Below are 25,410 nucleotides of genomic sequence, written 5' to 3' on the forward strand. Positions count from 1 at the left end.
TGTCAGCAGCAACCGCCGCGCTTGCCCGCGCCGCCGTAGCGGGCCTCCTGGCGTTCGCGGAAGAACTCCTCGTAGCTCATCATCGGCTCGCCCGGATGGGTGGCTTCGCGGTGCGAGACGTAGGTGTCGTATTCGGGCAGGCCCATCATCAGACGCATGCTTTGTCCGAGATAGCGGCCGGCCTTGGCGATCTCGCCCAGCATCACTGCACCGTGGGCATCAGCACCAGCGGGCTCTCCTGCGCGGTCGGCTTGGCCGAGGCGCGCGCCGCCAGCACCGTGCGGATGCCGAACACCAGCACGCTGAGCACGACGAGCACGAAGAAGCCGGCCAGCGAGGCGTCGAGGTAATCGTTGAAGATCACCTGCTGCATCTGCGCCACCGACTTGGCCGGCGCCAGCAGCTTGCCGTCCGCGTAGGCGGCCTGGTACTTGGCGGCGTGGGCCAGGAAGCCGACCTTGGGATTGGCGTCGAAGATTTTCTGGAAGCCCGCCGTCAGCGTGCAGATCAGCAGCCACGCGGTCGGCACCATGGTCACCCAGGCGTACTTGGCGCGCTTCATCTTGAACAGCACGCAGGTGCCGAGGATCAGCGCGATCGCCGCCAGCATCTGGTTGGCGATGCCGAACAGCGGCCACAGCGTGTTGATGCCGCCCAGCGGGTCGACCACGCCCTGATACAGGAAGTAACCCCAGGCTGCCACGCACAGGCCGGTGGCGGTCAGGTTGGCGACCACGTTCTCGGTCTGCTTCATGGCCGGCACGAAGGCGCCCAACAGGTCCTGCAGCATGAAGCGGCCGGCGCGGGTGCCGGCGTCGACCGCCGTCAGGATGAACAGCGCCTCGAACAGGATGGCGAAGTGGTACCAGAAGGCCATCATGAGCTTGCCGCCGACGACGCCCGACAGGATCTGCGCCATGCCCACGGCCAGGGTGGGCGCGCCGCCGGCGCGCGAGATGATGCTGGCCTCGCCGACATCCCTGGCGGTCTGGGTCAGCATCTCCGGCGTGATGTAAAAGCCCATCTGCGAGACCGCGTGCGCGGCGGACTCGGCCGTGGTGCCCAGCAGCGCGGCCGGGCTGTTCATGGCGAAGTAGACGCCCGGCTCGATGGTCGAGGCGGCCACCAGCGCCATGATGGCGACGAAGGACTCCATCAGCATCGCGCCGTAGCCGATGAAGCGGGCGTGGGTCTCGTTCTCGATCATCTTGGGCGTGGTGCCCGAGGAGATCAGCGCGTGGAAGCCGGACACGGCGCCGCAGGCGATGGTGATGAACAGGAAGGGGAACAGCGAGCCGGCCCAGACCGGGCCGGTGCCGTCGATGAACTTGGTCATGGCCGGCATCTTCAGGTAGGGGGCGACCACCACGATGCCCAGCGCCAGGCCGACGATGGTGCCGATCTTGAGGAAGGTCGACAGGTAGTCGCGCGGCGCCAGCAGCAGCCACACCGGCAGCACCGAGGCGACGAAGCCGTAGCCGATCAGCATCCAGGTCAGCTCGGTGCCGGTGAAGGTGAACATCGGCGCCAGCGCCGGGTTTTCCTGCACCAGCTGGCCGCCGAAGATGGCCGCCATTAAGAGGATGAAGCCGATCACCGACACCTCGCCGATGCGGCCGACGCGGATATAGCGGGTGTACACGCCCATCAACAGCGCGATGGGGATGGTGGCCATGACGGTGAAGCTGCCCCACGGCGAGCCGGTCAGCGCCTTCACCACGATCAGCGCCAGCACCGCCAGGATGATGACCATGATCATGAAGGTGCCCAGCAGCGCGATCATGCCGGGGATCTGGCCCAGCTCCGATTTGATCAGGTCGCCCAGCGAGCGGCCGTCGCGGCGCATCGAGATGAACAGCACGATGAAGTCCTGCACCGCGCCGGCGAACACCACGCCGGCCAGTATCCACAGCATGCCGGGCAGATAGCCCATCTGCGCGGCCAGCACCGGGCCCACCAGCGGGCCGGCGCCGGCGATGGCGGCGAAGTGGTGGCCGAACAGCACGTACTTATTGGTCGGCACGTGGTCGAGGCCGTCATTCAGCTTGTTGGCCGGGGTCATGCGGCGCGCGTCCAGGCCCAGCACCTTGTCGGCGATGAACAGGCTGTAGAAGCGGTAGGCGATCAGGTAGACGCAGACGGCGGCGATGACGATCCAGATGGCGCTGATGGACTCGCCGCGCTTGAGCGCGACGACGCCCAGCGCGGCGGCGCCGCACAGGGCGAGCGCGGCCCAGCCCAGCCGGCTGGCCAGGGTGGGTGGCGCGGTGTGGTGCAGTGATTTCATGCTTCCTCCAAGGTGTGGGGCGCCGCTTCAAGGGTGGGGTCAAGTCTGACATTCGGACACGGCCTCTGCTGTAGGCCTCGCCTACAGCAGAGGCCGTGTCCGAATGTCAGACTTGACCCCATGGCGGCTTATGACCAGTATTCAGCAAGCTGATAACCGCCGCAAGCGCACCATTACGCACTATGGCTCGGTACAACTACGTAGCCGGCGCGCGCGGCGGGGGCGTAGAATCGCGCTACAGAATAATTCGGGACGGAACGACATGAAGTTGCGGCAGAAAGTCATCTTCCTGGCCATCACGCCGCTGATCCTGGCGCTGATCGCCATCGCGCTGGCGGTGCGCCATCAGTCGCAGCTGCTGGCTCAGCAGCAGCGCGACACCATCCAGCAAGCCTACCTGAGCAGCAAGGAGGCCGAGCTCCGCCACTATGTCGCGCTGGCCTCGCACTCCATCGCCCACCTGTACGAGTCGGGCCGCGACGACCAGGCCACCCGCGACGAGGCCAAGCGCATCCTGTCCTCGCTCAGCTACGGCGACGACGGCTATTTCTTCGTCTACGATATGCAGGGCAACACGCTGATGCATCCGCGCCAGCCCGAGCTGGTGGGCCGCAACCTGTACGAATTGCGCGACGAGCTGGGCCAGCCGACCATCCAGAACCTGCTGCGGCGCGCCCGCGCCGGCGGCGGGCTGGAGCGCTACCGCTGGGTCAAGCCGTCCACCCACAAGTCCGGCGCCAAGCTGGGCTACGTGATCCCGATGCCGAAGTGGGGCTGGATGATGGGCACCGGCATCTATCTGGACGACGTCGACCAGGCGCTGGCCAAGATCGATGTCCAGCAGTCCGGCAACATCCACAACACCATGCTGTGGATCGCCGCGATCGCCATCGCGGCCGCGGTGGCGGTGGCCAGCTCCGGCCTGGCGCTCAATATCAGCGAGCTGCGCGTGGCCGACGCCAAGCTCAAGGTGCTGGCCCAGCGCGTGGTCGAGTCGCAGGAGGAGGAGCGCGCGCGCCTGTCGCGCGACCTGCACGACGGCATCAGCCAGTGGCTGGTGTCGATCAAGCTGCAGATCGAGGCCGGCATCATCCGCCTGGGCGCCGGGGCCGGGCAGCAGCAGGCGGCGCAGGCGGCCTTCGAGCACGCGGCCGAGCAGCTCAACAACGTGATGGGCGAGGTGCGCCGCATCTCGCACAATCTGCGCCCGGCCATCCTCGACGACCTGGGCCTGGCGGCGGCGCTGCACCACCTGGGCCAGGAGTACACGCTCAGCAGCGGAACCCCGGTACACTTCCAGGCGCAGGGTTGCACCGACGAGCTGCCGGACGTGGCCAACACCGTGCTGTTCCGCCTGGCGCAGGAGGCCTTGACCAATATCGAGCGCCACGCCGGCGCCAGCCGCATCGGCATCGAGCTCACCGGCGAGCACGGCGGCGTCACGCTGCGCATCCGCGACGACGGCGCCGGCTTCGACGCCGAGGGCATCGCGCTGCATCCGATGCGCGGCATCGGCCTACGCAATATGATGGAGCGCATGGACGCCATCGGCGGCCGCTTCGACATCGCCTCGTCCGCCGGCGGCACGGTGGTCACGGCGTTCGCCGGCAACAACAGTTAATACCGTTAATACCGTTTATAAAGATAAAGACATGACAGCCACTATCAAAATCCTGCTGGTCGACGACCATCCCCTGGTGCGCGACGGCCTGCGCGCGCGGCTGGAGGCGATGCCGCAGTTCGAGGTCGTGGCCGAGGCCGGCGGCGCGGCCGAGGCGCTGGAGCAGGCCGCCCGCTGCGACGTCGACCTGGTGCTGATGGACATCAATATGCGCGGCACCAACGGCATCGAGGCGACCGCCCAGTTCAAGCGCGCCTTCCCGCGCATCGCCGTGCTGATCCTGTCGATGCACGACAAGCTGGAATACGTGTCGCAGGCGATCCAGGCCGGCGCGCGCGGCTATGTGCTCAAGGACGCGCCCGGCAAGGACATCGTGGTGGCGATCGAGACCGTCATGTCCGGCGGCATCTACTACAGCGCCGCGCTGGCGCGCCAGCTGGCCCAGCCGCACACCCAGGACAACCAGCTGACCCTGCGCGAGCACGAGGTGCTGCGCCACATCGCCAACGGCGAATCGAACAAGCAGATCGCCCGCGCGCTCGACCTCAGCGTGCGCACCGTGGAAACCCACCGCCTTAACATCAAGCGCAAGCTGGGCATCGAGGGGCAGGCCGAGCTGATCCGTTTTGCGGTCCAGCACGTGCAGTAAAACCGCGCCGGGAACGCTATGCTGTTGTAAAACCAGAGCATCGCTTCTAATTCCGTTAAGCAATTTTTAACAGTGCGTGTTTGTGCGGCAATATCTGCTATATTCCTGCACCGGTTGTGTAGTTGCAATTGTACAAAAGAAAATGTTTCCCGCACGATAAATTGGTTCTATACTGGTCGTATCGAAAATAACAATACTTTCCTATGGTAATTGAGTTTCCACTGGTGGAATTGCAGGCGGTGTCCAATGCTCACAACGAGTGGGTGGCCCTGACTTTTGACTTGTCCGCAGACTCGGGCGACGCCTTCCAGGCGGCGCTGACCTTGCTCAAGACGCCCGACGTATTCGCCGCCCTGGCGCCCCTCGATTGCATCCTGCCGGTGCCGCAGCCAGCGCTGCTGGAACTGTCGCAACTGGAAACCCTGCCGCCCAACCGCGTGATCCTGCGCGTGCCGGCCGCCGCCTGCGCCGACATCCCGGTGCAAAAGAAACTGGCCGGCTACGCCGAAGCCGGCTACCGCATCATGATCGACGGCGTGGCCGGCATGGCCGCCACCCTGTGCGGCGCCCAATCGCTGATGGTCGACGCCGCGCTGACGCTGCCGCCGGTGCTGGCGCTGGTGGCCCAGCCGGGCCCGCACCTGGCCGCCGGCATGGGCAGCGAACAGCGCATCGCCGAATGCGCCAAGGCCGGCTTCGGCTGGTTCGCCGGCGACTTCGCCCTGCATCCCTCGCACGACGCCACCGTCGGCGACGGCACCTCGCGCAAGCGCCTGCTGGCGCTACTGGGCCTGCTTGCGCGCGACGCCGACTCGCGCGAGCTGGAAGTGCTGCTCAAGCAGGACCCGGCGCTGTCCTACCACCTGCTCAAGCTGGTGAACTCGGCCGCGTTCGCGCTCAGCTCGCCGATCCACAGCTTCAGCCAGGCCATCAACGTGCTGGGCCGGCGCCAGCTGCAGCGCTGGCTGCAACTGCTGCTGTACGCGCGCCAGCAGGACGACGGCATGGCCAATCCGCTGCTGCCGCTGGCGGCGGTGCGCGCCGCGCAGATGGAAGCGCTGAGCAAGGCGCTCGGCTGGGACCGCGACCAGCAGGACATGGCCTTCGTGGCCGGCGTGTTCTCGCTGCTGGACGTGTTGCTGGGCATGCCGATGACGGAAATCGTCGCCGCGCTCAGCCTCGACCTGGACGTGGTGATGGCGCTGCTGGACCGCGCCGGCCCGCTGGGCGAGCTGCTGGCCCTGGTGGAACGCCACGACCGCGCCGCGCTGGACCGGGCCGGCATCGACCACGAGACCTACTGGCAGGCGCAGTTGCAGGCCTACCACTGGGCGATCCAGGTGAGCAGGAACATCTAAGCCATGGTCGCGCATCCCGTCTCCGACTTCCTGAGCAACAGCGCGGCCTTGTGCGACGCGGTGTTGCGCTTGCGCGGAGCGGCGCTGGCCGAGGAGCTGGGACGCATCGTGCGCAGCGTGATGAACAGCCCGCTGGGCGAATTCCTGCCGGCCGACACCCACGCCATGCTGCTCAAGCCGCCGGTGGTGGAGGTGCTGGCCGCCAACGACGACGCCGTGCCCAGCCTGACGCAGGACATCCTGTTCGACGACGAATACTTCGGCCGCTTCGTGGTGTCCGGGCGCGCGCACTACAGCTCGCTGGACCGCGAGCACCTGGCCAGCCTGGCCAACCTGGCCGGCAGCGTGCTGCAGGTGCACGCGCTGGCGCAGCGCTCCACCCACGCCTACGTGCAGGTGGAGTCGCAGCTGCAGCACCAGGCGCAGATCCTCGACCACATCCACGAGTCCGTGCTGACCATGGACATGAACGGCTTCATCATCAGCTGGAACAAGGGCGCCGAGCGCCTGTTCGGCTACAGCTCGGTGGAGGCGGTGGGGCGCAACATCCTGTTCCTGTACGACGACGAGGACGAAAGCTTCGACGACACCTTCCTGGAGCAGGGCGGGCGGCTGATGGAGGTGCGGCGCAAGAAGAAGTCGGGCGAGGTGTTCTGGGCCAGCCTGTCGCTGTCGCCGCTGCGCGACATCAACGACCGCGCCATCGGCCTGATCGCCTATCTGACCGACATCACCGAGCGCAAGATGGCGGAAGAGCGCATCCACCACCTGGCCTACTACGACGCGCTGACCAACCTGCCGAACCGCTCGCTGCTGACCAAGCTGGTCGACCAGGCCCTGACCGTGGCCCAGCGCAGCAAGCTGCACGGCTGCGTGCTGTTCATCGACCTCAACCGCTTCAAGCTGATCAACGACACCCTGGGCCGCAAGATCGGCGACGAGCTGCTGTGCGAAGTGGCGCGCCGCTTCCGCGCCGTGCTGCGCGACCAGGACCTGGTGGCGCGGCTGGGCGGCGACGAATTCGCCGTCGGCCTGTTCGACATCGGCCAGCACTTCGAGGCCAGCATGGTGGCGCAAAAGCTGCTGGGGACCTTGAACACGCCTATCCTGATCGACGGCCACGACCTGCGCGTGGGCGGCAGTATCGGCATCAGCGTCTACCCGCAGGACGGCGCCGACGCCGAGACGCTGCTGCGGCTGGCCGACATCGCCATGTACCGCGCCAAGCAGGAGGGCGGATCGGAAGGCGACCACGTCGCGTTCTACAGCCAGGACATGAACCAGGGCATGCAGGAGCGCATGCGGATCGAATCGGGGCTGCGCCACGCGCTGGGCAACGGCGAACTGCTGCTGCACTACCAGCCCAAGTTCAGCATCGACAACGGCAAGATCATCGGCGCCGAAGCGCTGGTGCGCTGGCGCCATCCGGTGCGCGGCCTGGTGCCGCCGGCCGAATTCATCCCGCTGGCCGAGGCCACCGGGCTGGTGGTGCAGGTCGGCGAATGGGTGCTGGAGGCGGCCTGCGCGCAGGCCAAGGTGTGGAAGGACGCCGGCCTGCCGCCGATCCGGCTGGCGGTCAACGTGTCCGCGCGCGAGTTCACCTCGGCGCTGCCGGGGCGGGTGCAGGACACGCTGACCCGCTACGGCCTGGAGCCGTCGTGGCTGGAGCTGGAGATCACCGAAAGCACGCTGATGAACAACATCGACCGCGTGATCGGCATCATGGACCGCATCACCGCGCTGGGTGTGACGCTGTCGCTGGACGACTTCGGCACTGGTTATTCCAGCCTGTCCTACCTGAAGCGCTTCCCGATCGACACCCTGAAGATCGACCGCTCGTTCACCATCGGCATCCCCGCCGACGCCAACGATTGCGCGATTGCCAACACCATCATCAGCATCGCCCAGCAGCTCAAGCACAAGGTGATTGCCGAAGGCGTGGAGACGGTCGAGCAACTGGCCTTCCTGAAGAATTCGGGTTGCGACGAAGTGCAGGGCTATTTGTTTTCGCGGCCGCTGGAGGCCGAAGCGTTCGAGCAAGCGCTGCGCGAGAACTGGACGCCGGGCCGGTCCAGCCGGGCCGCCTGAGGGGAAACGGCGGTTTTGGCACCCAATCGGGGGTGAAATCTGTATAATGCTGCACACTTAGGAAGCGTGGCCGAGTGGTTGAAGGCAGCAGTCTTGAAAACTGCCGACGGTGTGAGCCGTTCGTGAGTTCGAATCTCACCGCTTCCGCCATCTAAGCCCTTGATTATCAAGGGCTTTTTTGGTTTTTGAGCTATAAATATTGAAGTAAAACGGCAGGTAAATAGATGGGCTTTTAGACTAGTTGCGGAAATGATTTCCGCAACTAGTGTCAGCGAGTCGGCTTGACCGACTGCCCGACGCGGCGATAAACGCGGTCGGTGATGTCCTGCTCGGTGTGTCCCAGCAGCGCGCTAGCGTCGGCCGCGTCGACGATTTCGCTGGCCGATTTTGCCCGGATGTCGCGGAACTGGAACAGGGCGATGCGCTCCGCCAGCACCAGCTGCTCTTCCTTCTTGCATGCGTCAATTGCCGCCTTGCGAGCGGCGTCAAACCTCAGTCGTAGATGCCACTTTTGCAGTTGCTGGCCGTCCGGCAACGACACAAGGTAAGAGCCAGGTTTGCGCCCTGGGCGGGCTTGAATGCGCTCGATCACGACGGCCAGCTCAGACTTGATGTCGCCCTGGGTGAGCATGATGCGCAACAGCCTGCCTGTCTTGCCTTGGCGTACCAGTAGCGCGTTGCCGTCGATGTCCGGGTCGGCCATCTTCAGCACGTCTGCTGGCCGCTGGCCAGTGAGGTAGTTCAGGTCCATCGCGTCCTGCAACTCGACGCACGCATGGCGGTACACTGCGTCCCAAACCCCCTTATCAGCGTAGAAGTCGCGCGGCTTCTCCTTGTTCTTGCGGATGCCTCGGCAAGGGTTCTCATTCGTCGTATAGCCCCACTCGCGGGCCATATTGTAAATGTGGGACAGCAACGTGACCTCGCGGTTTGCACGCACCTTGGCGCTGCGGGCATCCCGGTAGCTGGCGATGTGCTGCGGCGTCAGCGCGTCGACGGGCGCGTTGCCGAACACCGTGCGCAGCTGGCGTATCGAGCCGTTATTCTCCCGCTGCGTGGCGACGGCTTTCATTGGCAGAATATCTTTGATGTACCGGTCGAAGACAAAGCGCATGAGCGATGCGTCGGTCGGGACGGGCTTGCACTCCAGCTGCGCCCACTTACGCTTCGCCTCGTTCAGGTCCGTACCCAGCGGGAACTCCTTGCGCTTTCCGTTCTCGTCGCGGCCGCTGTAGTAGTACCCGATCCATACCTCGCCGGATTTGAGCGTCCGCCGGCGTGGGATCATTCGCGGGGGCAGCTTCTTGCCCGTAGTTTTTGGTCGCATGTCGTTCCTTAACGTACTTTGGAGACGTCGAATTGCCAGCCAGCCGCTGCCGGCGATGCCAACGCCGAAGGGTTGATGCCGGCCATGCGTAGCCTGGCGTACAGGCGCCCGATCTTGGGCGTGCCGGCGCGATTCTGGAAGAACACCCAGCCGTTCTTGGTCAGCCAGTCGATTTGATCGCTCTTGCGGATGCAGCCGGATATCTCGCTGACCTCATCGTCAGACAGGGTTTCGCTGGTGATCGGCAGTTCAAACATCGCGCTCATTGCTGCACCTTGCTGCCGCGATTTGCGGGCGTATAAGCGTCGAAGTCAGCCATGTCCAACGTCTCCATCAAGTACAGCAGCCAAGCCTGGCTGGCGCCGGCCTGCAACTCCATCGAGGCGCCTGCATATACCGATGCTGGCAGTGCTGGTGGCACATCAACGATCATCCAGCGGCGGTCTGAGTTGTCCGGTGCAATTGCATCCACGCGGCCGGAGAGGAAGACAAAATTCATGTGATTCGGTACGCTCAATCCTGGCTTTGCCTTGCGGCTGATAACGATCTCGCGGGAAGTAAGCAGGGACTTGGTTACGGCCATTGCGCTACGCGTGCATTCGAAATCGTTGACCACCATGTAGCGGCGGCCGAGTGCCCAGCTGTTAAAGGGGCTATCGAATTGTTGTCCGACCATGCCAGCCTGCAGGCCGTACATTGGTTTGATCAGCGTGCTGAAAATCAGGTCTTTGCCGGACCCCTGTCCTCCTCGCATCCACAAGGCGGTTGCCATCTTTGCGCCGGGATTGCGGAGAGGAAAGGCCAGCCAGCGGAGTATCCATTCAGCGGTATCAAAGTCGCCGTCGCACAGGTGCAGCAGGATTGCGTTCAGGTTTGGCGTTAAGTCGGGGCCAGGCGCACGAAGCGCCATTACGGGCTTACTACGAGTGAACATAACTTCGCCAGCTGCAGGTGCTTTGTCAAAGGAAAATAGCGTGGACAGGTCAATTTTTTTGAGCGCGCGCTGGATGATTTTTTTAAACTGGTTCTTCATTTTCGTTCCTTGATCGGTGTGTAATTGGTGGGGTTATTTGGTTGGGAATGGCCAGGCCCCAGCTGGTGACACCTCGACGTTGCGGTGCTTCTTCACTTTGACGACTGGACCGGAATCGACCGCGGACTTTTGGGATTCGCTGGTCTTCGCCTTCAGCTGCAGCTTCGGACGCGCAACTACTGGCGCCAGACCGATCGCTTCTTGAACCTGTGGCTCAACGCCGGCTTGGTCTTCGCCGGCCGGCGCCGCCTCGGCAGGCGTCTCGGCGGCGCTGGCCGTAATTCCCTCATGCTTCACCAGTTCGAGTAAGGCGGTGTCGGTGGCGGTTGGATCGTCATCAACATCGTCCACGTGCAAGGCGTTGCTCAGCATGGCGTCCATGATGAGCAGCTGTACCTGTGCGGCGTCAGCTGCATCAATGTAGGCGCAAACTTCGTCGTCGCTGCGGCCGAACGAGTAAAGGTCGCCGATCAGATCATCGGGAAGACTGTAGTCATTCCAGTCGCGGATGATTAGCTTGGCCAGTTCGCGCAGCATATGCAGCGATAGGCCGTTCTCCGCACGTGCTCGGAGCTTTCGATAGAGAGCCACCCGCTCAGCGGAAGCCGCCGCAGCTTCTTTAGCTTCCTCTTCGAGTTGCTTCTGCCGAGCGGATTCTTCCTCCTGTTTTTTCTGCGCGGCCGCAGACAGTTTTGGGTCATTCGCACCGGCTGCGATCCGTGCTTCACGCACGCTTGGAGATTCGCAGGCGCCAACCTTCTCAAGCGCTGCTTGGATGGCCGCGCGGTCGTAGAGTGCCTCGACGGTGCCATCGGTGTCCTTGAGATATTTGACGGGCGAGGGCAGGTCGCCCGCAGCAAGGTGCTTGACCACTGTGCCGGCCATGCCTGTCTTTGGCGCCACGCGCTCGAATGCGGAGATATGGTGCCCTGCGGTCACAAACTCGGCATCATCATCCCAATTGTGAGGCGTGGCGTCTTTGGCTTCCTTGCCTTCCAGGACCGGGATACCTTTCTTGGTGGCTATAACGATGATGCGCTGATAGTGCGCGGCTTTTTTTTCAGCAAAACAATCAGGGTCCGTGCAGACGTCTGCATTCTTCGCATCGGGATAGATTTCCGGTTGATTGCCGGTGCGCTTGGGGCACTTGATGCAGTTGCCCGCTTCGGTCAGCAGCTTTGCATCCTTGACGTCGAAGAGCGCGGTTTCCAAGCCCAGGGTATAGCGCCCGGAAATGTGAGTTGCTGCCTGGCGTACTGACATGGGTTCGTTATTCCACTGCGGCGCCATGATTTCGCTCAGTGCGCGATCCTGCAGTGCGGGGACCGGAATGCGTGCGATCAACAGTGCGGTCGACGCGGGGAGGCGCTGGATATCGTCCAGGAACATGTCGCGTGCTTTGATCGACAACGCGCACAACTTCAGACGGCCGTACACGTAGGACCGGCTTTGCTTTACTTTCTTCGCCAGCTCGTCGGCGTTGTAGCCGTGCTTGAGCATCAATTGCTCGAACCCGATGGCTTCCTCCAGTGGGTGCGGGTTCTCGCGCTGAATATTTTCCAGTAATTGAATCTCGGCCGCCTGTCTGTCCGACAGGTTTTTGATGCTACCTGGTGCGGCATATAGGCCGGCCATAATCGCAGCGCGGAAGCGGCGTTCGCCGGCGACGACTTCGAGAATCTGAGGTGCCTCTGCTGTTGGCGTGACAGGGCGCATCAGGATCGGTTGGAGAATTCCAACTTCAGCAATGTTTTCCGCAAGCTGCTGCAGCGCTTCAGGATTGAAGCGCGTGCGGTTTGTATAGGAGATGCGGACCAAGTGAAGAGGGACATCGCGATAGCCCTCAGTCACCAACTCGTCAACGATGATTACCTGGTCAGCGGGCGTTGGAACTACGGGCGGTGGAAGAACAACAAGTTTGCTCATGGTGAGGTGCTTTCGTTAATCGCGGTCGTTTGCCGCTTGGCGTTTGAAATCGGTACGGGGAAGGTCGCGGCGCGTGTGTTTGCGTGCATAGGAGTGCAGCGCCACGCTGAGGGCGGGATTCTTGAGTGCGGCGTCGAGTGGACCCGAGACATTTAATGCTCGGTGAGCGGCCGCGAGAGCAACGTCTGTGGGCGTAACAGTCACGCCGCATGCGGAATCCCCTTGGCGCGCGGCAGCCGCTGCATACGCGCTGTAGCTGCTTTCTGCTGCCGTCGTGTAGACATCGGTATGTTCGGCTGTGCGGACCTTCACCAGGAACTGGTGCATGAGATGGTCATGCAGCGCGATTGCTAAGTGCAGGTCGTCTGCAGTATCGCCGCGTGCGCCAGCGAAGCCTGCCTGACGTAGCAAGTCATTTGCGCTTTTCGCGGCCAGGCTGAGCCGGTCGAAGCTGACCATGAGTGCAGTCGCGCAGTCTTCAATGGTGCCGTCTGAGAGAGTTTTTGCGATCACGACAACCTCGCTGAGGTGTCGGCGCCAGTATGTGCAGACGTCTGCACACGTTGAACCGGCTGATCTAGGTTGCGTGCCTTAATGTAGTCGCGGCCTTTCAGGCCGGCATAGGGGTCCGAGGTCGTCGTGCGAATCCTAACCTTTGGATTCGCAGTGAGATTTGGCTCGGTGAAGCTGGTCGGATTGGATTCGTTCGGGATCATCTCTGCTCCTATCAAGTATTGATACGAGCAAAAGTATAGATAATCTATTCTTTCAAGTAAAGAAAAACTATACTTTTTATTTTGCGCTAGTTGAATTCTCTCCAAAAGTAACAACAGATACCAGTTGGCTCACCTCAGCCGCCAGTGTCGCAGCGAGCCATTTGGCGTCGGACTTTATGGTCGACTCCCATCCTTCAAAATCGCCGGAGGTGAGGAGGTGATTCAAGGCGCTCAGCTGGGCCGCACGCATTTCTAGATAATCGGCATGGCTATCTGCGGTGAGAGAAATCTGTACGCCTGGGAATACTGAAATGGTTCTTGCGCCATCCGTTGCGCAAGTGTCATTGTTGTCAGTTTGCATCTAAAGTTTCCAGAAATAATTACTAGGGGGTGCAATTATAAGGACAATGACTTCACCGTGTAGCTATCGGCCTTCCTTAGCTTTATCTAAACTCCCGCTCTATGAGTAGAGATATAGCCCCCTTTGGTTTACGTATGCCGTCCGAGCTGAAGGAGCGCATCGAGAAGTACGCACGTAAGAACTCCCGGTCCATAAATTCCGAGATTGTGGGCAGGCTTGTTTCCAGCGTTGACGCAACCGAGCGTCCGCTGTGTGAGTATTCGGATGGGGAATTGATAAAAGAACTGATGGACAGATACGAGCGCGGCGCAGTGTCCATCAGGATTGGGTGGCCAGATCAGGCCGAACCAGAAAAAAAGTAGTCTATTTCCTGCGGGGCGGACACGTGTCGAGTAGCGTGATGATTGCGCTTTGAATGTGCGGTGGTACGTCTCGCTCGTGCAGCGCCGTGGTTATGTGAGCAAAAAAATACTCGTAGCCGGGTGCTGCTGGCACCGGGTCTTTCCCTGGGGCGATCCCACCCTCGCCACTACTGCTTTTCGCCATGACGGAGGGCGGAAGCGGATGGCCGGTGATTTTACTAATGGCCACCAGCTGGGCAATACTCGGTAAATGTTTGCCGAGCTCCCAGTGCGATATGTTTCCCTTAGTGTTTCCTCTGGCTGTCCGCAGCTCCAATGCCAATTTGGCGCCAAGCGCTTCTCCTGAAAGCTTTGCTTGCTTCCTGGCGGTCCTGACCCATGTTGCTATCTCGTCTTTAATTTCCATTTGGTGATCGTATAGGTTTTCTATACCAATTTGGGATAGAAGAACTTGACTTAAAAGTATAGAAAAACTAGACTTCCGCTCTGGCTTACTTTCTATCACTCCAATGAACCCTTCACCGTTAGACCAAGTTGTGTCGCTTGTTGGCTCAATGCAAGCGCTCGCGCTACACCTGGGCGTTACAAAAGGCGCAGTAGGGCAGTGGAAATTGCCCGGTCGGCGGGTTCCTGCTGAGTATTGCCCTTCAATTGAACGGCTTGTTTGCGGGCAGGTGCGTTGTGAGGCGTTGCGCCCGGATGTTGACTGGGGCTACCTGCGTGGCACAGCTGCTGCCGCTTCGTCGCTTCACTGACGGATGGAAGTGTAAGTTCAAAACAGTAGTGCCAAAACCATAATTTATAGGAACTTGTATGGATCTCCGCAAAGCAGTTGTAAGGATGGTGAACGCAGTAAATGGCGGCTGGACTGTGGCTGCGGCGCACCTCGGCATGACCGAGAACGCCTTGCGCAACCGTGTGTATGAGACGAAGGGACAGACGCTGTCGACCAACGATAAGCTGACCCTGCAGGAACTCTCGGGCACCACGTTGTTTGTCGAAGCTCTGGCGGCGGCCAGCGGCGGCACGTTTGTTCGCCTCCCTGAGATTGGCCAGCACGGGAACGAATCGATACAGCTGATGTTCAATGAAATGTATTCGCAACTGGGCGAGCACTTCAAGCTCTTCATGGCGGCAATCGAGGACGGCGTGATTGACTCGGCCGAGCGCACGGACATTCAGGCTCATGGCGCCGAACTGCACCGCAAGGTTGAACAGCTGCAAGCGCTGATGTTCAGCCTGTACTGCCGCCACACTGGCGCGGTCAAGGTCACTGCTGCTGCGGAGGTAGAACATGTCTAACTTCGACTTGCCGCGCCGTGGCAGCTCCCCGCACTTGTGCCTGTCCGCCTTGAACAACGTCGGCGGCGAAGCCTCTATCCAAGCCTTGATGAAAGTGCGCAATTGGAAGGGCAGGATTGCGCCGTTCCGTGCGGACGTCATCGAGCGCCTGACGCGGTGCGACCTGATCGCCACGGTTGGCGACCAGTGCTCAATCACTCGGGCCGGCCGCAAGTTCCTGGGCATCAAACTGGAGGAGGCCGAAGGCCCACCGGTCGTTCCTGTCGGACCGCGCTACGTGGCGCCTATGCGGCCGCTTAACGTGGCCAAGCATTTTCCCCCGCGCCCCCTGCGCCCGGAGGGCGACGACTTCCGCGCGATCCCGTCGCTGATGGCCGGTCAACGCGTTGAGTATCGCCCTGGAGTGACTGCTTCTGATGTCTGATTTTGACGCTATTCCACAAGAGCTGCGTCAGCGGCCACAATGGCTCGTATGGCGTTTCGAGTCGAACCCGAACCCGGCGAAGAAGAAGCCGCTGAAGGTTCCGTATTGGATCAATGGCAAGCGCCGCCGTGGCGCCCAAGGGGATCAAGCCGACCGCAATAGCCTGGTCACGTTCGACCTCGCCCTGGGCGCGCTGGCCGCGTCCAATGGTCACTATACGGGCATCGGATTTGCGTTTCTCCCTGGTGACGGGCTGATCGGCATCGACATCGACAAGTGCATCGATCAGGAGACAGGGGAGGTCAGTGACCTGGCGATGCAGACCATCGGCGGCTGCGGCTCCTACACCGAATATTCGCCCTCGGGCACAGGCGTCCACATAATTGTCGCCGGCGCCACCACGACCTTTAAATCGAACGACATCGGCCTGGAAGTTTTTTGCTCCAGCCAGTTCTTCACGTTCACCGGCCGCCAGTTCGCCGGCTCGCCCGATGCCATCAGCCCGATTTCGGAAGCTGAGCTTGACCGCCTGCGCGTGTTGGTCCGTGGCGCTCGTCCTGCTGCTGCTCCGGCGCGTGCCAACCCGTCGGCCCCCCTTTCCCCCGGCGCGGGCGACCTCCGCGCGCGTCTCGACGCCGCCCTGGCTTACATCAGCCCTGAGGGTCACGACACCTGGATTCGTGTCGGTATGGCGCTGTATAGCGCCCTGGGCGAGAACGGCTTCCGCGTATGGGATTACTGGTCGTCGCGCGCGGAAAACTACGGCGGCGAAGAAGAGCTGAAAAAGCGTTGGGCGTCCTTTGGCAAGCGCGGCGTCAACATCACCGAGGCGACCATCTTCAAAATGGGTCTTGACGGTGGCTGGAAGCCGCCGCGTTCCGTCCTTCCTCCTCCTATCAAGCCTGGCTCTTCGTCCCCCCGCCCCCCCGCCGGAAGCGAAGCCGGCGGCTTGTCCGCCGCCCCCCCGCCCCCGGCGGGAAGCGATGGCGGCCTAATCAGCGCGGGGCCTGCCCCGCGAGGAGAGGAGTTAATTCAAGCGGGGGCAGAGGCCCCCGAAGACGACGACCAAGTCGTCGAAGTCGCAGCCGGTGGCGCCGCTGCTCCGTTCGCGGCCGCCGTCGAGGCGATGTCGGCCACATACGATTATCCGCTGGCCCATGACGACACCGAGCTGGCCAGCCTGGCCAACCTCGATGACGTCCCCTTTGGCGAGAGCGCGGCGCTTTTCGCCGGGGGCGAGGGGGCGGGAGGGCGTGCCAAGAAGGAAAAGCCGAAAAAGGAATACGGCCCGGAGCACTGGCTTGCGGTTGAGGACGTGCTCGACAACTTCATCCTGATCTACGGCGAAGACCTGGTGTGGGATTGCCGGCAGCGAATGCTGATGAAGCTTTCGGCAATGCGAACGGTAGTGCAAAACAACGACGTGATGAAGTTTTGGGGTGGTGAGGCGCGCAAGTGGGTGTTGAAGAAAAACATTGTGTTCGATCCGACGGAGACGCCCAGTCCGGCGCGCAGCGGCCCGACAGCGACGGTCAACCTGTTCAGCGGTTGGCAGATGACGCCGAAGGCCGGCAAGTGCATCCAGATACAGGCCCTGTTGCTTCACCTGGTCGACGGCAACAACGACATGTTCGACTGGATTGCCCGATGGCTGGCTTACCCGCTGCGCAATCCCGGCGCCAAGATGGAGACGTCGATCATCATGCACGGTGATGAAGGCTCCGGTAAGAACTTCTTCTTCGAGAAGGTGGTCAAGGCGATCTACGGAGAGTACGGCTACGTGATCGGCAATCAGCAACTGGAAGCCCCGTTCAATGACTGGGCCTCCATGAAGCTGTTCATGGTGGCCGACGAAGTGGTGACGCGGGCCGAGCTGAAGCAGATGAAGGGCAAGTTGAAGTACCTGGTGTCCGGCGACACGATCATCATCAATCCGAAAGGTTTGCCGGAACACAGTGAGCGGAACCAGATGAATTTCGTGTTTCTGTCGAACGAGCTGCAGCCGCTGGCGCTGGACAAGACCGACCGCCGCTACCTGGTGGTATGGACGCCGCCGGCGCTGAGCAAAGAGTTCTACATCAGCGTAGCGGAGGAGATCGACCTGGGCGGCATACAGGCGTTCTATCACTACCTGATGCATGAGCTGGATATGGGGGACTTCAACGAGCACACGAAGCCGATCTACAACCAGGCGAAAGACAACCTGATTGAGAAGAGCTTGATGCCGTCGGAGCGGTTCTACCGCGAGTGGTCGAGCGGGCTGCTGCCGCTACCCTTTATCACCGTGGGCGTGACGCAGTTGTACGAGGCATTTCAGACGTGGTGTACGCGGTCGGGTGAGTCGCGGTACACCACGCAGACGATGTTCAGCCCGTCCGTCGAACGTTATGCCGGCGCGGTGCTCAAGAAGCAGCCGATCAAGTACGAGTACGGCGAGGTAGTAAAGCAGCGCATCGTCTTCCTGATCGGGGATCACCCGGACGGTAAGACGCTGCGCGAGTGGGCGGAATCAGCATGTGGGCTGTTCGAGTCCGCGCTTAAGTCGTATAAGAGCCGGAATTTTGTTGATGTTGAGGGGTAGCCGCCAACATCGGAGCAAACCCCCCACATAGCAAACCCGCATGAACACAGGGGATGTTGGCGGTATTGGCAGTATTGGCGGTTTTTGTCTCACCCACGCGCACGTAGAGGGCTGGCGCATGGAAAGCAGCAGTAAAGGCGGCGGAAATTTTTATATCAATTCAGATTTAACTATCAACACTATCAACACTATCAACAAAGCTAGTAAAAATCAGACTCTCCAATGTGGGGGGTAGTGTTGGCGGTATTGAGGGTTTGGAAAAAACGACATAACCGCGCTGGTCGGGCAGCAGCGCGGACCAAAACTAAGCATAGGATCGTGATGAAAGAGTTTGAGGCGAGGATGGACAACTGGCGGCGTGTGGTGATGGGCAGCGGCGGTAGCTCGGCGGCGTGCTGCGCAAGTTGGGCGAAGTGGTATGTCGCGTTGCGCACGTCGGAGGCCCCGCCGGCAAAGGAGGTGCTGGACGAGAAGTTTAAGCCGTTGCGCGGCATCGTCAGCGCGGACCAGTTGGACGGGTGGATGATCGAGGCGGCATGGCGGCTGCTGGGTGACTACAACGACCGTCAGGCGTTGAAGTTCATCTATATCCATCAGTGGCCTGAGGACAAAATCCGGCGCCATTTGGTTGGTGTGCGCGGCCCGCACGTTCGCTTGGTGGTGGCGCGCGCGAGAAATAACCTCGTTGCCATCTTGAAAAAGCTGGACGCCGCCGCTACCATCGCATCTACAACTTGCCTGCCGGGGTGTCCCGTGCCTACCGCCGAAACGACGCTTCCTTGAAGGAGGCGCTGTTTCGTCGGTAGAAGTTGGAGAAAAGCCCGCTATTCATCGCGGGTTTTTTTTTGCGCGTTGCTGTGAGCTTCGCGCCAGTCGCCTGATTTTATTGCCCTAAGTATTTTCGATTTGATCCAGCGGTCAATGTCTGAGCCATCGCGTGGAATCTTAGAGGAGGTGAAAGGACAGTGGTTGCAAAGCAGAACGGTTGCGGGTTCCTCCCCGTACAAGCTAACTGACTTGCCTCTACAGTCACCAGAACACTTGTCGCATTCAGCCCGCAAGTGGCAGATTTCACCGTCTTCAGCGTAAGTCCAATGCCATTGCATTCCATAGAACCTGTCCATACGGTAGGCCCACCACGTTTCTTCGCTCAAAGCGGCCAGCGTATTGCGAACTAGCATGTATGCCAGCAGCGTCGTGCATAGTCCAAATAACCCCACAAGCCATCGTGGTACATCTGTGGACGAAACTAACCATGTCCAAGATGTCAAAACAAGGTTCCATAACTTTGACCACCAGTTGACCACAAGGCCGATGGTAATTACGGAACCCAGCAATGCCACAGTCAGCTTCGTGAATACTTCTTTTGCTGTGGAAGCGAGCCAACGCACAATCGACATCAAGGTATTTCCTTTGAATAAGCAGGTTAAGCCCTGATTGTACCGGTTCACCATCAACATATTTGAAAAGCAAGTTAAGGTCTCTATGGCAATCAAGGTGGATGTGCGCGGCAGCATGGACAAGATCATTGCGGACCTGGGCAGCTTGAAGAAGGGTGTTATCGAGAAGGCCGCGCCCCGCGCGCTCAACAAAGTGATCGACCAGGTGACGACCGCCACCGCCCGCGAAATCCGCGCTTCCGGCTACAAACTCAAGGTGGGGATCATCAAGAAGAACCTGACCAAGCAGCGGGCCAGCGCAGGCAAGCTGCAGGCCGTCGTCCGTGCTTCGGGCCGGCCAATCGCGCTTATCAACTATGGCGCCCGTGAGACTGCGAAGGGCGTCTCGGTCGATGTGCTCAACGGGCGCAAGGTTATCACCGGCGCGTTCATCGCCATCAAGGCCAACGGCCAAAAGGCCGTGTATGTCCGTTCGGGCAAGACCCACAAAAAAGTGCTGAAGAACGGCCGTGCGATATGGAGCGGCCTACCGATCAAAGAACTGTATGGCCCGAGCGTGCCCGACGGCCTGGCCAACAAATCAGTACAAGAGGCGCTGCAGCGTCTGGTCGAGGAGAAGTTCCCCGACATCCTGCGTCAGCAGATCAAATACCTATCGAAGTAACCACCACTGGAGAACTGCATGGAGAACCAACACCGCATCATCAAAGGCTATCGTGAACTGAGCGCCGAGGAGATAGCGCTGATGAACGAGATCAAGGCCAAGGGCGAGGAGCTGCGCGTCCTGGTGGCCAAGGTCGCCGAGGTAATCAAGGATGTGCCGCCTGCGCCGGCAGGGATCGAGCATGAAGCCGATCATCCGGCCTACTGGCTGCGCTATGCCGAGGGCAGCTTCCGTACCGGCGTCATGTACGCGGTGCGCGCCGTGGCACAGCCGGCATCGTACTGATGCGTCGCCTTGATGATGAGCTGGCGCGCCTGGCGGCCAAGGCAGTGCATACGTCTGCACTGACGGATCGCATGGCACAGAGCGCCCCTCGCGTGCTGCAGGGCTGTGTGTTGTACCTCGATGGCAAGCCTGTCGGCCAAGTACATAGCTTCGCGCTGGCGCCTGCATCCAAAGGCGAGGCCCCGGCCAAGAAAATCGGCGGGTCCTTTTCCAGCTTCGGACCACGCGGGGCCGAAGACCCCGGAAATCCGCCAGATGTCCGGGCCTGACCGGGTTAATTGGTGGGGTCCAAATGATAGTCAACCAACGACAACTCTCTGAAATCACCGGCGTTTCGACCGTCACGCTGACGGAATGGCAGAAAGCCGGTATGCCCATGGTCGAGCGCGAACAGAACGGCCTGGCCAACGAGTACGACACTGTGCATGTCATCCGCTGGATGGTACAGCGCGAGCTGTCCAAGGTGCAGGCCGAGTCCCAGCGCGACAGGCTGACGCGCCTGCAGGCCGACGACATGGAACTGACGCTGGCCAGCAAACGCGGCACGCTGATCGCGGTCGACCAGATCGAGCCGACATGGCTGGGCATGGTCGCCGCCGCGCGTTCGTACATCCGCGCGGAACCCGACCGGCTGGCGCAGCTGCTGGAAGTGACCGAAGGCGCGGAAGCAAAGCGCACTCTTTTGCAGGAAGCCTTCGATGAATTTTTACACAAGCTCTCAACCTACGACCCCGGCGACGACGAAGAAGACTAACCCGCTGCGCGCGCTGATGCGCAAGGCGGTGAAGAAGTTCGCGCCGCCACCGAGGATCACCGTGGCCCAGTGGGCCGAGAAGTACCGGGTGCTGTCGTCCGACACATCCGCCCTTCCTGGGAAATACAGCCTGACCATCACGCCATACCTGCGCGGCATCCTGGAGTGCATCACCGACAGGACGGTGCGCAAGGTGGTCTGCCAGAAGTCCGCGCAGGTCGGGTGGACGGACGGCGTCATCAACAATTTCGTCGGCTACACCATGCACGTCAACCCCGGCCCGACCGGGATCATGTTCCCGAAGGACCAGAGCGCGAAGGACTACAACGTCGAGAAGTTCATCCCGATGGTGGAGGCCACGCCGGTGCTGGCCGAGGTGGTCAACGTCAAGACGCGGTCCAACGAGAACACGCAGAACCGGAAGAAGTTCGCCGGCGGCTTCCTGAAGATGTTCGGCTCGAACTCCACCGGGGGCGTGAAGTCGACGCCGCTGAAAAACGTGGTGGTGGAAGAGCCAGACGACTGCAACTTGAACATTAAGGGGCAGGGGGATTCGATCAAGCTGGCCGAGGAGCGCGTCAAGACGTTCCGCGACCACAAGCTCCTGGTGGGTGGCACGCCGTCGATCCTGGGCGTGTCGAGTATCGCGGCCGAAATGGAACTGTCGGACATGCGCTACTTCTACGTGCCGTGTCACGACTGCGGCGAATCACATGTGCTGGAGTGGGCCAACGTTCGCATCCAGCACGACGAGTCGCGCACGCACATGATCTACGGCACGGCGCTGCCGGACACCGCCGCGTACGTCTGCCCGCACTGCGGCTCAGCCTGGAACGACGCGAACAAGAACCGCAACGTCCGCAAGGGCGAGTGGCGCGCGACCGCCGAGTTCCGGGGCGTCGCCGGCTTCTACCTGAACGAGCTGTATAGCTCCTTCCCGGAGTCGACGCTTACGCGTCTGATCGAGAAATTCCTCAGCGCCCAGCATGAGCTGAACCTGGGAGAGCCGGGCGCCATGATCGCGTTCTGGAATTCGTCCCTGGGCCTGCCTTATGAGTACAAGTCGGATACCCCCGACGAGGAAACGCTTAAGGCGCGCGCCGAGGATTACCCGGAAATGTCCGTGCCCTGGGGCGGCCTGGTGCTGACCGCCGGCGTCGACGTGCAGCACGGCCGCCTGGCGGTGGTGATCCGCGCGTGGGGCCGGGGCGAGGAATCATGGCTCGTCTACTGGGGCGAGATTCACGGCCTGACGGTCGTGGCCGAGCAGGGCGCGTGGATCGATCTGGACGCGCTGCTGACGCAGGAATTCCGGCACGCCAGCGGCGCCAAGCTGGGCATCCGCGCGGTGTCGATCGACTCGTCGGACGGCACCACTTCGGACGCCGTCTACGCCTATGTGCGCGCGCGGCAGGCACGCGGCTACATGGCGATCAAGGGCGCGTCGGAAACGGGCGAGGACAAGCGAGAGATTTTCGCCAAGCCTGGCCAGTCGGTCGACGTGGACAAGAAGAGTAAGGCATGGAAGTACGGCCTGAAGCCGTACATCGTGGGCACCACGCGGGCCAAGGACTTGATGATCGAGGGCCGCATGCCACTGACAGGCACCGGCCCCGGACGTATCCACTGGTACAAAACGGTGCGGCCCGACTACTGGGAGCAGATCACCGCCGAGATCAAGGCGCCGCACCGGACTGCGCGGCACCGCAAGGTGTGGCAGAAAAAGTCCGGCGTGCGCAACGAAGGCACTGACTGCGAAATATACGCGCTGCACGCGGCACGTTCGCTCAAGCTCAACCTGTTCAAGGAACACCACTGGGCGGAGCTTGAAAACCGAGTCCGACAAAAACAGTTCTTCGAGGATGAGGACGACACACCATCGCCGGCGCCGGCACCGGCAAGTGCTGCTGATGACGCGCCTGTCGCGGAATCCGCGGTCCATGCAGAACCCGAGCCAGAACCCAAAGCCCCGCCAGCTCCACCGCCGGCGGCCAAGAAACAAAACAAGCCCGCCCCACGTCGGGCAGGCTATTCCGCGACGAGCTGGTAAATGAATATTCCACCAACCCTTGCAGCTGGCGACTCGGCCAGCTGGACCGATACGAGCTTTCGTACCGGCGACGGCCGCACAGTGAGTTCGCCAGGCTACGGCCTGTCCTACTCGCTACGCGGCGCCTCGGCCGGCCTCGACCTGGCGTCGACGCCGAACGGCGCCGGCTGGTCGACGGCGATCACCACCACGCAGAGCGCGGCGTTGAACCCGTCGGCCGGCAACGCGATCTGGTACTGGCAGGCGTACGCGACAAAGGGCGCAGAGCGCGTGCTGGCCGGCGAAGGCGCGCTCACCGTCAAGCCGAACTTCGCTGGCCTGAACGGCACCTTCGACGGGCGCACGCCAGCCGAGCGCGATCTCGACGCGGTCAAGGCCGAGATCAGCAGCCGTATCAGCGGCGGCGCAACGCTGGAGTACAGCATCGGCAGCCGGAACCTGAAGAAGGAACCGATTGCCGCCCTCATGGCCCTGCAGGACCGCCTGCAAATGACCGTCAACCGCCAGAAGGCCGCCCAGCGCATCGCAAACGGGCAGGGCAATCCTGGCAAAGTTCTGGTGAGGTTCCGCTGATGTTCGCAAAACAACGTAACTGGCTGGCTACCATGCTGGCCCCCCAGCCGACGTACGGCCAGGTGGAGCACGACCTACCGCGCGCCGCGCCGCGCGCGGCACCGGTGGTGGCGCGCAGCGGCAAACGCACATACGCCGGCGCCGTGCAGAACCGGCTGACGTCGGACTGGTTGACGACCAACACGTCGGCCGACTCCGAAATTCGCATGAGCCTGCGCGTGCTGCGCAACCGCACGCGCCAGCTGGTGCGAGACAACGACTACGGCAAGAGCGCGATGCGCAACATCCGCAACAACGTGGTGGGCAAGGGCATTGCCTTCCAAGGCCAGGTGATGATGCGGCGCGGCGGCCGGCTGGACGAGAAGACCAACAACGCCATCGAAAAGGCATGGCTGAAGTGGGGCCGCAAGAGGACCTGTCACACCGCCGGTACGCTGTCGTTCAAGGACATACAGCGCATGGTCATCACTTCGGTGGCCGAGTCGGGCGAGGTGCTAATCCGCTTTATCTATCAGCCGTTCGGCGGCGGCAAAATTCCCTTCGCCCTGGAGATCATCGAGTCCGATCAACTGGTCGATGAATGGAACGGCCGCGCGGAGAACGGCAACGAGGTGCGGATGGGCGTCGAGGTCGACCAGTGGCAGCGGCCTGTCGCGTACCACCTGTACCCGAAGCATCCGGGGGACTATCAGTTCACCGGCGTGCCGCAGGCCAACCGCTACATCCGCGTTCCGGCCGAAGAAATCCTGCACCTGGGCGTGCCGGAGCGCGTGGGGCAGACCCGCTATGTGCCGTGGTTCCACACGGCCCTCAAGCGCCTGAACAACCTGGGCGGCTATGAGGAAGCGGAAATCGTCGCCGCGCGCGCCACAGCGGCCGTGATGGGCTTCATCCAGTCGCCCGAGGGCAACGACGCCATTGGCGACGACGGCATCGAGGCGGGCGAGCGTGTCTACGACTTCGAGCCGGGGACGATCAAGGAGCTGCAGGCGGGCGAAACGTTCGCCGGTTTCAATCCGACACGCCCGAATGCGCAAATGGACCCGTTCATGCGACTGATGTTGCGCGGCGTCGCCGCCGGCATCGGTCAAAGCTACGAGTCGCTGTCGCGCGACTACTCGCAATCGAACTATTCCAGCTCGCGCCTGGCGCTGCTGGATGACCGGGACAACTGGCGCGTACTGCAGGAATGGATGATCGAGAGCTTTTTACAGGAGGTCTACGAGAAGTGGCTGGAAATGGCGGTGCTGTGCGGCGTGCTGAACCTCCCGGCGTACGAGATCGATCCAGAAATCTACAACGAGGTGCGCTGGATGCCGCGCGGCTGGGAATCTGTGGACCCGCTGAAGGAGGCCACGGCCAACCGTCTGAACGTCCGTTCCGGCTTCACCACGGCGCAGGCGGTCATCAGCGAACAGGGCGGCGACTATGAGGAGGTGTACAAGCAGCTGCGGCGCGAACGCGACCTGGCTGCCGAATACAACCTGGTCATGGAATCCGATCCGCTGCAGACAGATAACAAGGGGGCCAGTCAGGCGGGCGAGGTGAAGGAAAACGACACCGGCCAGGATGAAGCGGGTAATCCGATCCCCGAATCGGAACCCGGAGAGGAGGCGGCAACGAGCGCCGAATCGTAGTTCCGCTTTACT

At 61.8% G+C, this 25,410-nt stretch carries 27 protein-coding genes and 1 tRNA gene; 18 read left to right on the plus strand and 10 right to left on the minus strand.

The window, feature by feature from the left end:
* Positions 1-2 precede the first annotated feature (2 nt).
* Together AC07WS_RS13760 and AC07WS_RS13765 are read right to left on the minus strand one after the other, a co-directional pair.
* A complete protein-coding gene (locus tag AC07WS_RS13760) occupies positions 3-203 on the minus strand; it encodes a YbdD/YjiX family protein (protein WP_117015217.1) in 201 nt (66 codons plus the stop codon).
* Positions 203-2,287: a carbon starvation CstA family protein gene (locus AC07WS_RS13765; protein ID WP_494729625.1), complete on the minus strand. Its 2,085-nt coding sequence runs from the start codon at positions 2,285-2,287 to the stop codon at positions 203-205. The genes AC07WS_RS13760 and AC07WS_RS13765 overlap by 1 nt, the downstream gene beginning before the upstream one ends.
* 262 nt (positions 2,288-2,549) lie before the next feature.
* Between AC07WS_RS13765 and AC07WS_RS13770 the strand changes: the two genes are divergently transcribed.
* The 5 genes from AC07WS_RS13770 to AC07WS_RS13790 all read left to right on the plus strand — a co-directional run bounded on the left by AC07WS_RS13770 (position 2,550) and on the right by AC07WS_RS13790 (position 8,153).
* Positions 2,550-3,908 carry a cache domain-containing protein gene (locus AC07WS_RS13770; RefSeq protein ID WP_494729626.1) on the plus strand — a complete coding sequence of 453 codons (1,359 nt, stop codon included), beginning with the start codon at positions 2,550-2,552 and terminating at the stop codon, positions 3,906-3,908.
* A gap of 31 nt (positions 3,909-3,939) precedes the next feature.
* Entirely contained in the window at positions 3,940-4,557 is a 618-nt protein-coding gene (locus tag AC07WS_RS13775; protein ID WP_494729627.1) for a response regulator, read from the plus strand.
* 203 nt (positions 4,558-4,760) lie between these two features.
* Positions 4,761-5,915 (plus strand): EAL and HDOD domain-containing protein, encoded by a 1,155-nt coding sequence (locus AC07WS_RS13780; protein WP_494729628.1) that lies wholly within the window; start codon positions 4,761-4,763, stop codon positions 5,913-5,915.
* Between the two features lie 3 nt (positions 5,916-5,918).
* Positions 5,919-8,003, plus strand: a complete 2,085-nt coding sequence (locus AC07WS_RS13785) for a putative bifunctional diguanylate cyclase/phosphodiesterase (protein ID WP_494729629.1) — start codon at positions 5,919-5,921, stop codon at positions 8,001-8,003.
* Between the two features lie 60 nt (positions 8,004-8,063).
* A tRNA-Ser gene (locus AC07WS_RS13790) sits at positions 8,064-8,153 on the plus strand.
* A gap of 118 nt (positions 8,154-8,271) precedes the next feature.
* On the opposite strand, the gene AC07WS_RS13795 is transcribed toward AC07WS_RS13790, so the two are convergent.
* The 6 genes from AC07WS_RS13795 to AC07WS_RS13820 form a co-directional block, all read right to left on the minus strand.
* Positions 8,272-9,330, minus strand: coding sequence for a site-specific integrase (locus AC07WS_RS13795; protein WP_494729630.1), 1,059 nt, complete (start codon positions 9,328-9,330; stop codon positions 8,272-8,274).
* Positions 9,331-9,338: 8 nt separating this feature from the next.
* A complete protein-coding gene (locus AC07WS_RS13800) occupies positions 9,339-9,596 on the minus strand; it encodes a DUF4224 domain-containing protein (RefSeq protein ID WP_494729631.1) in 258 nt (85 codons plus the stop codon).
* Positions 9,593-10,363 (minus strand): primase-helicase family protein, encoded by a 771-nt coding sequence (locus AC07WS_RS13805; RefSeq protein ID WP_494729632.1) that lies wholly within the window; start codon positions 10,361-10,363, stop codon positions 9,593-9,595. The genes AC07WS_RS13800 and AC07WS_RS13805 overlap by 4 nt, the downstream gene beginning before the upstream one ends.
* Positions 10,364-10,396: 33 nt before the next feature.
* The gene (locus AC07WS_RS13810; RefSeq protein WP_494729633.1) at positions 10,397-12,289 is read right to left on the minus strand and encodes a ParB/RepB/Spo0J family partition protein; all 1,893 of its coding nucleotides are present in this window, start codon (positions 12,287-12,289) and stop codon (positions 10,397-10,399) included.
* Positions 12,290-12,304: 15 nt separating this feature from the next.
* Positions 12,305-12,802: a hypothetical protein gene (locus AC07WS_RS13815; protein ID WP_494729634.1), complete on the minus strand. Its 498-nt coding sequence runs from the start codon at positions 12,800-12,802 to the stop codon at positions 12,305-12,307.
* A 279-nt stretch (positions 12,803-13,081) separates the two neighbouring features.
* Entirely contained in the window at positions 13,082-13,366 is a 285-nt protein-coding gene (locus tag AC07WS_RS13820; RefSeq protein WP_494729635.1) for a hypothetical protein, read from the minus strand.
* A 101-nt stretch (positions 13,367-13,467) separates the two neighbouring features.
* On the opposite strand from AC07WS_RS13820, the gene AC07WS_RS13825 reads away from it, so the two are divergent.
* Complete coding sequence (locus AC07WS_RS13825; protein WP_494729636.1) at positions 13,468-13,728, plus strand: Arc family DNA-binding protein; 261 nt, start codon at positions 13,468-13,470, stop codon at positions 13,726-13,728.
* A 1-nt stretch (position 13,729) separates the two neighbouring features.
* On the opposite strand, the gene AC07WS_RS13830 is transcribed toward AC07WS_RS13825, so the two are convergent.
* The gene (locus AC07WS_RS13830) at positions 13,730-14,134 is read right to left on the minus strand and encodes a helix-turn-helix domain-containing protein (protein ID WP_494729637.1); all 405 of its coding nucleotides are present in this window, start codon (positions 14,132-14,134) and stop codon (positions 13,730-13,732) included.
* Positions 14,135-14,237: 103 nt separating this feature from the next.
* Here AC07WS_RS13830 and AC07WS_RS13835 point away from each other — a divergent pair, with 103 nt between their 5' ends.
* From AC07WS_RS13835 to AC07WS_RS13860, 6 genes are all read left to right on the plus strand, one after another.
* Positions 14,238-14,483 carry a transcriptional regulator gene (locus AC07WS_RS13835; RefSeq protein ID WP_494729638.1) on the plus strand — a complete coding sequence of 82 codons (246 nt, stop codon included), beginning with the start codon at positions 14,238-14,240 and terminating at the stop codon, positions 14,481-14,483.
* Positions 14,484-14,541: 58 nt separating this feature from the next.
* Positions 14,542-15,030 carry a YmfL family putative regulatory protein gene (locus tag AC07WS_RS13840; RefSeq protein ID WP_494729639.1) on the plus strand — a complete coding sequence of 163 codons (489 nt, stop codon included), beginning with the start codon at positions 14,542-14,544 and terminating at the stop codon, positions 15,028-15,030.
* Entirely contained in the window at positions 15,023-15,454 is a 432-nt protein-coding gene (locus AC07WS_RS13845; protein ID WP_494729640.1) for a hypothetical protein, read from the plus strand. The genes AC07WS_RS13840 and AC07WS_RS13845 overlap by 8 nt, the downstream gene beginning before the upstream one ends.
* Positions 15,447-18,035: a DUF5906 domain-containing protein gene (locus tag AC07WS_RS13850; RefSeq protein ID WP_494729641.1), complete on the plus strand. Its 2,589-nt coding sequence runs from the start codon at positions 15,447-15,449 to the stop codon at positions 18,033-18,035. The genes AC07WS_RS13845 and AC07WS_RS13850 overlap by 8 nt, the downstream gene beginning before the upstream one ends.
* Positions 18,036-18,075: 40 nt before the next feature.
* Positions 18,076-18,270, plus strand: a complete 195-nt coding sequence (locus tag AC07WS_RS13855) for a hypothetical protein (protein ID WP_494729642.1) — start codon at positions 18,076-18,078, stop codon at positions 18,268-18,270.
* Positions 18,271-18,356: 86 nt separating this feature from the next.
* On the plus strand, positions 18,357-18,818 hold the full coding sequence (locus tag AC07WS_RS13860) for a hypothetical protein (RefSeq protein WP_494729643.1): 462 nt from the start codon (positions 18,357-18,359) through the stop codon (positions 18,816-18,818).
* A gap of 41 nt (positions 18,819-18,859) precedes the next feature.
* On the opposite strand, the gene AC07WS_RS13865 is transcribed toward AC07WS_RS13860, so the two are convergent.
* Positions 18,860-19,552, minus strand: coding sequence for a hypothetical protein (locus AC07WS_RS13865; protein ID WP_494729644.1), 693 nt, complete (start codon positions 19,550-19,552; stop codon positions 18,860-18,862).
* Here AC07WS_RS13865 and AC07WS_RS13870 point away from each other — a divergent pair.
* From AC07WS_RS13870 to AC07WS_RS13895, 6 genes are all read left to right on the plus strand, one after another.
* A complete protein-coding gene (locus AC07WS_RS13870) occupies positions 19,551-20,099 on the plus strand; it encodes a phage tail protein (protein ID WP_494729645.1) in 549 nt (182 codons plus the stop codon). The two genes, AC07WS_RS13865 and AC07WS_RS13870, sit on opposite strands and share 2 nt — an antisense overlap.
* A gap of 18 nt (positions 20,100-20,117) precedes the next feature.
* Positions 20,118-20,384 (plus strand): Acb2/Tad1 domain-containing protein, encoded by a 267-nt coding sequence (locus tag AC07WS_RS13875; protein WP_494729646.1) that lies wholly within the window; start codon positions 20,118-20,120, stop codon positions 20,382-20,384.
* A 292-nt stretch (positions 20,385-20,676) separates the two neighbouring features.
* On the plus strand, positions 20,677-21,138 hold the full coding sequence (locus tag AC07WS_RS13880) for a DUF1441 family protein (RefSeq protein ID WP_494729647.1): 462 nt from the start codon (positions 20,677-20,679) through the stop codon (positions 21,136-21,138).
* Positions 21,083-23,188, plus strand: a complete 2,106-nt coding sequence (locus tag AC07WS_RS13885; protein ID WP_494729648.1) for a phage terminase large subunit family protein — start codon at positions 21,083-21,085, stop codon at positions 23,186-23,188. The genes AC07WS_RS13880 and AC07WS_RS13885 overlap by 56 nt, the downstream gene beginning before the upstream one ends.
* A complete protein-coding gene (locus AC07WS_RS13890; RefSeq protein ID WP_494729649.1) occupies positions 23,189-23,761 on the plus strand; it encodes a hypothetical protein in 573 nt (190 codons plus the stop codon).
* A complete protein-coding gene (locus AC07WS_RS13895; protein WP_494729650.1) occupies positions 23,761-25,398 on the plus strand; it encodes a phage portal protein in 1,638 nt (545 codons plus the stop codon). The genes AC07WS_RS13890 and AC07WS_RS13895 overlap by 1 nt, the downstream gene beginning before the upstream one ends.
* Positions 25,399-25,410 lie beyond the last annotated feature (12 nt).

It is taken from the genome of Duganella sp. GW821-FHT01E12, from assembly GCF_059422325.1.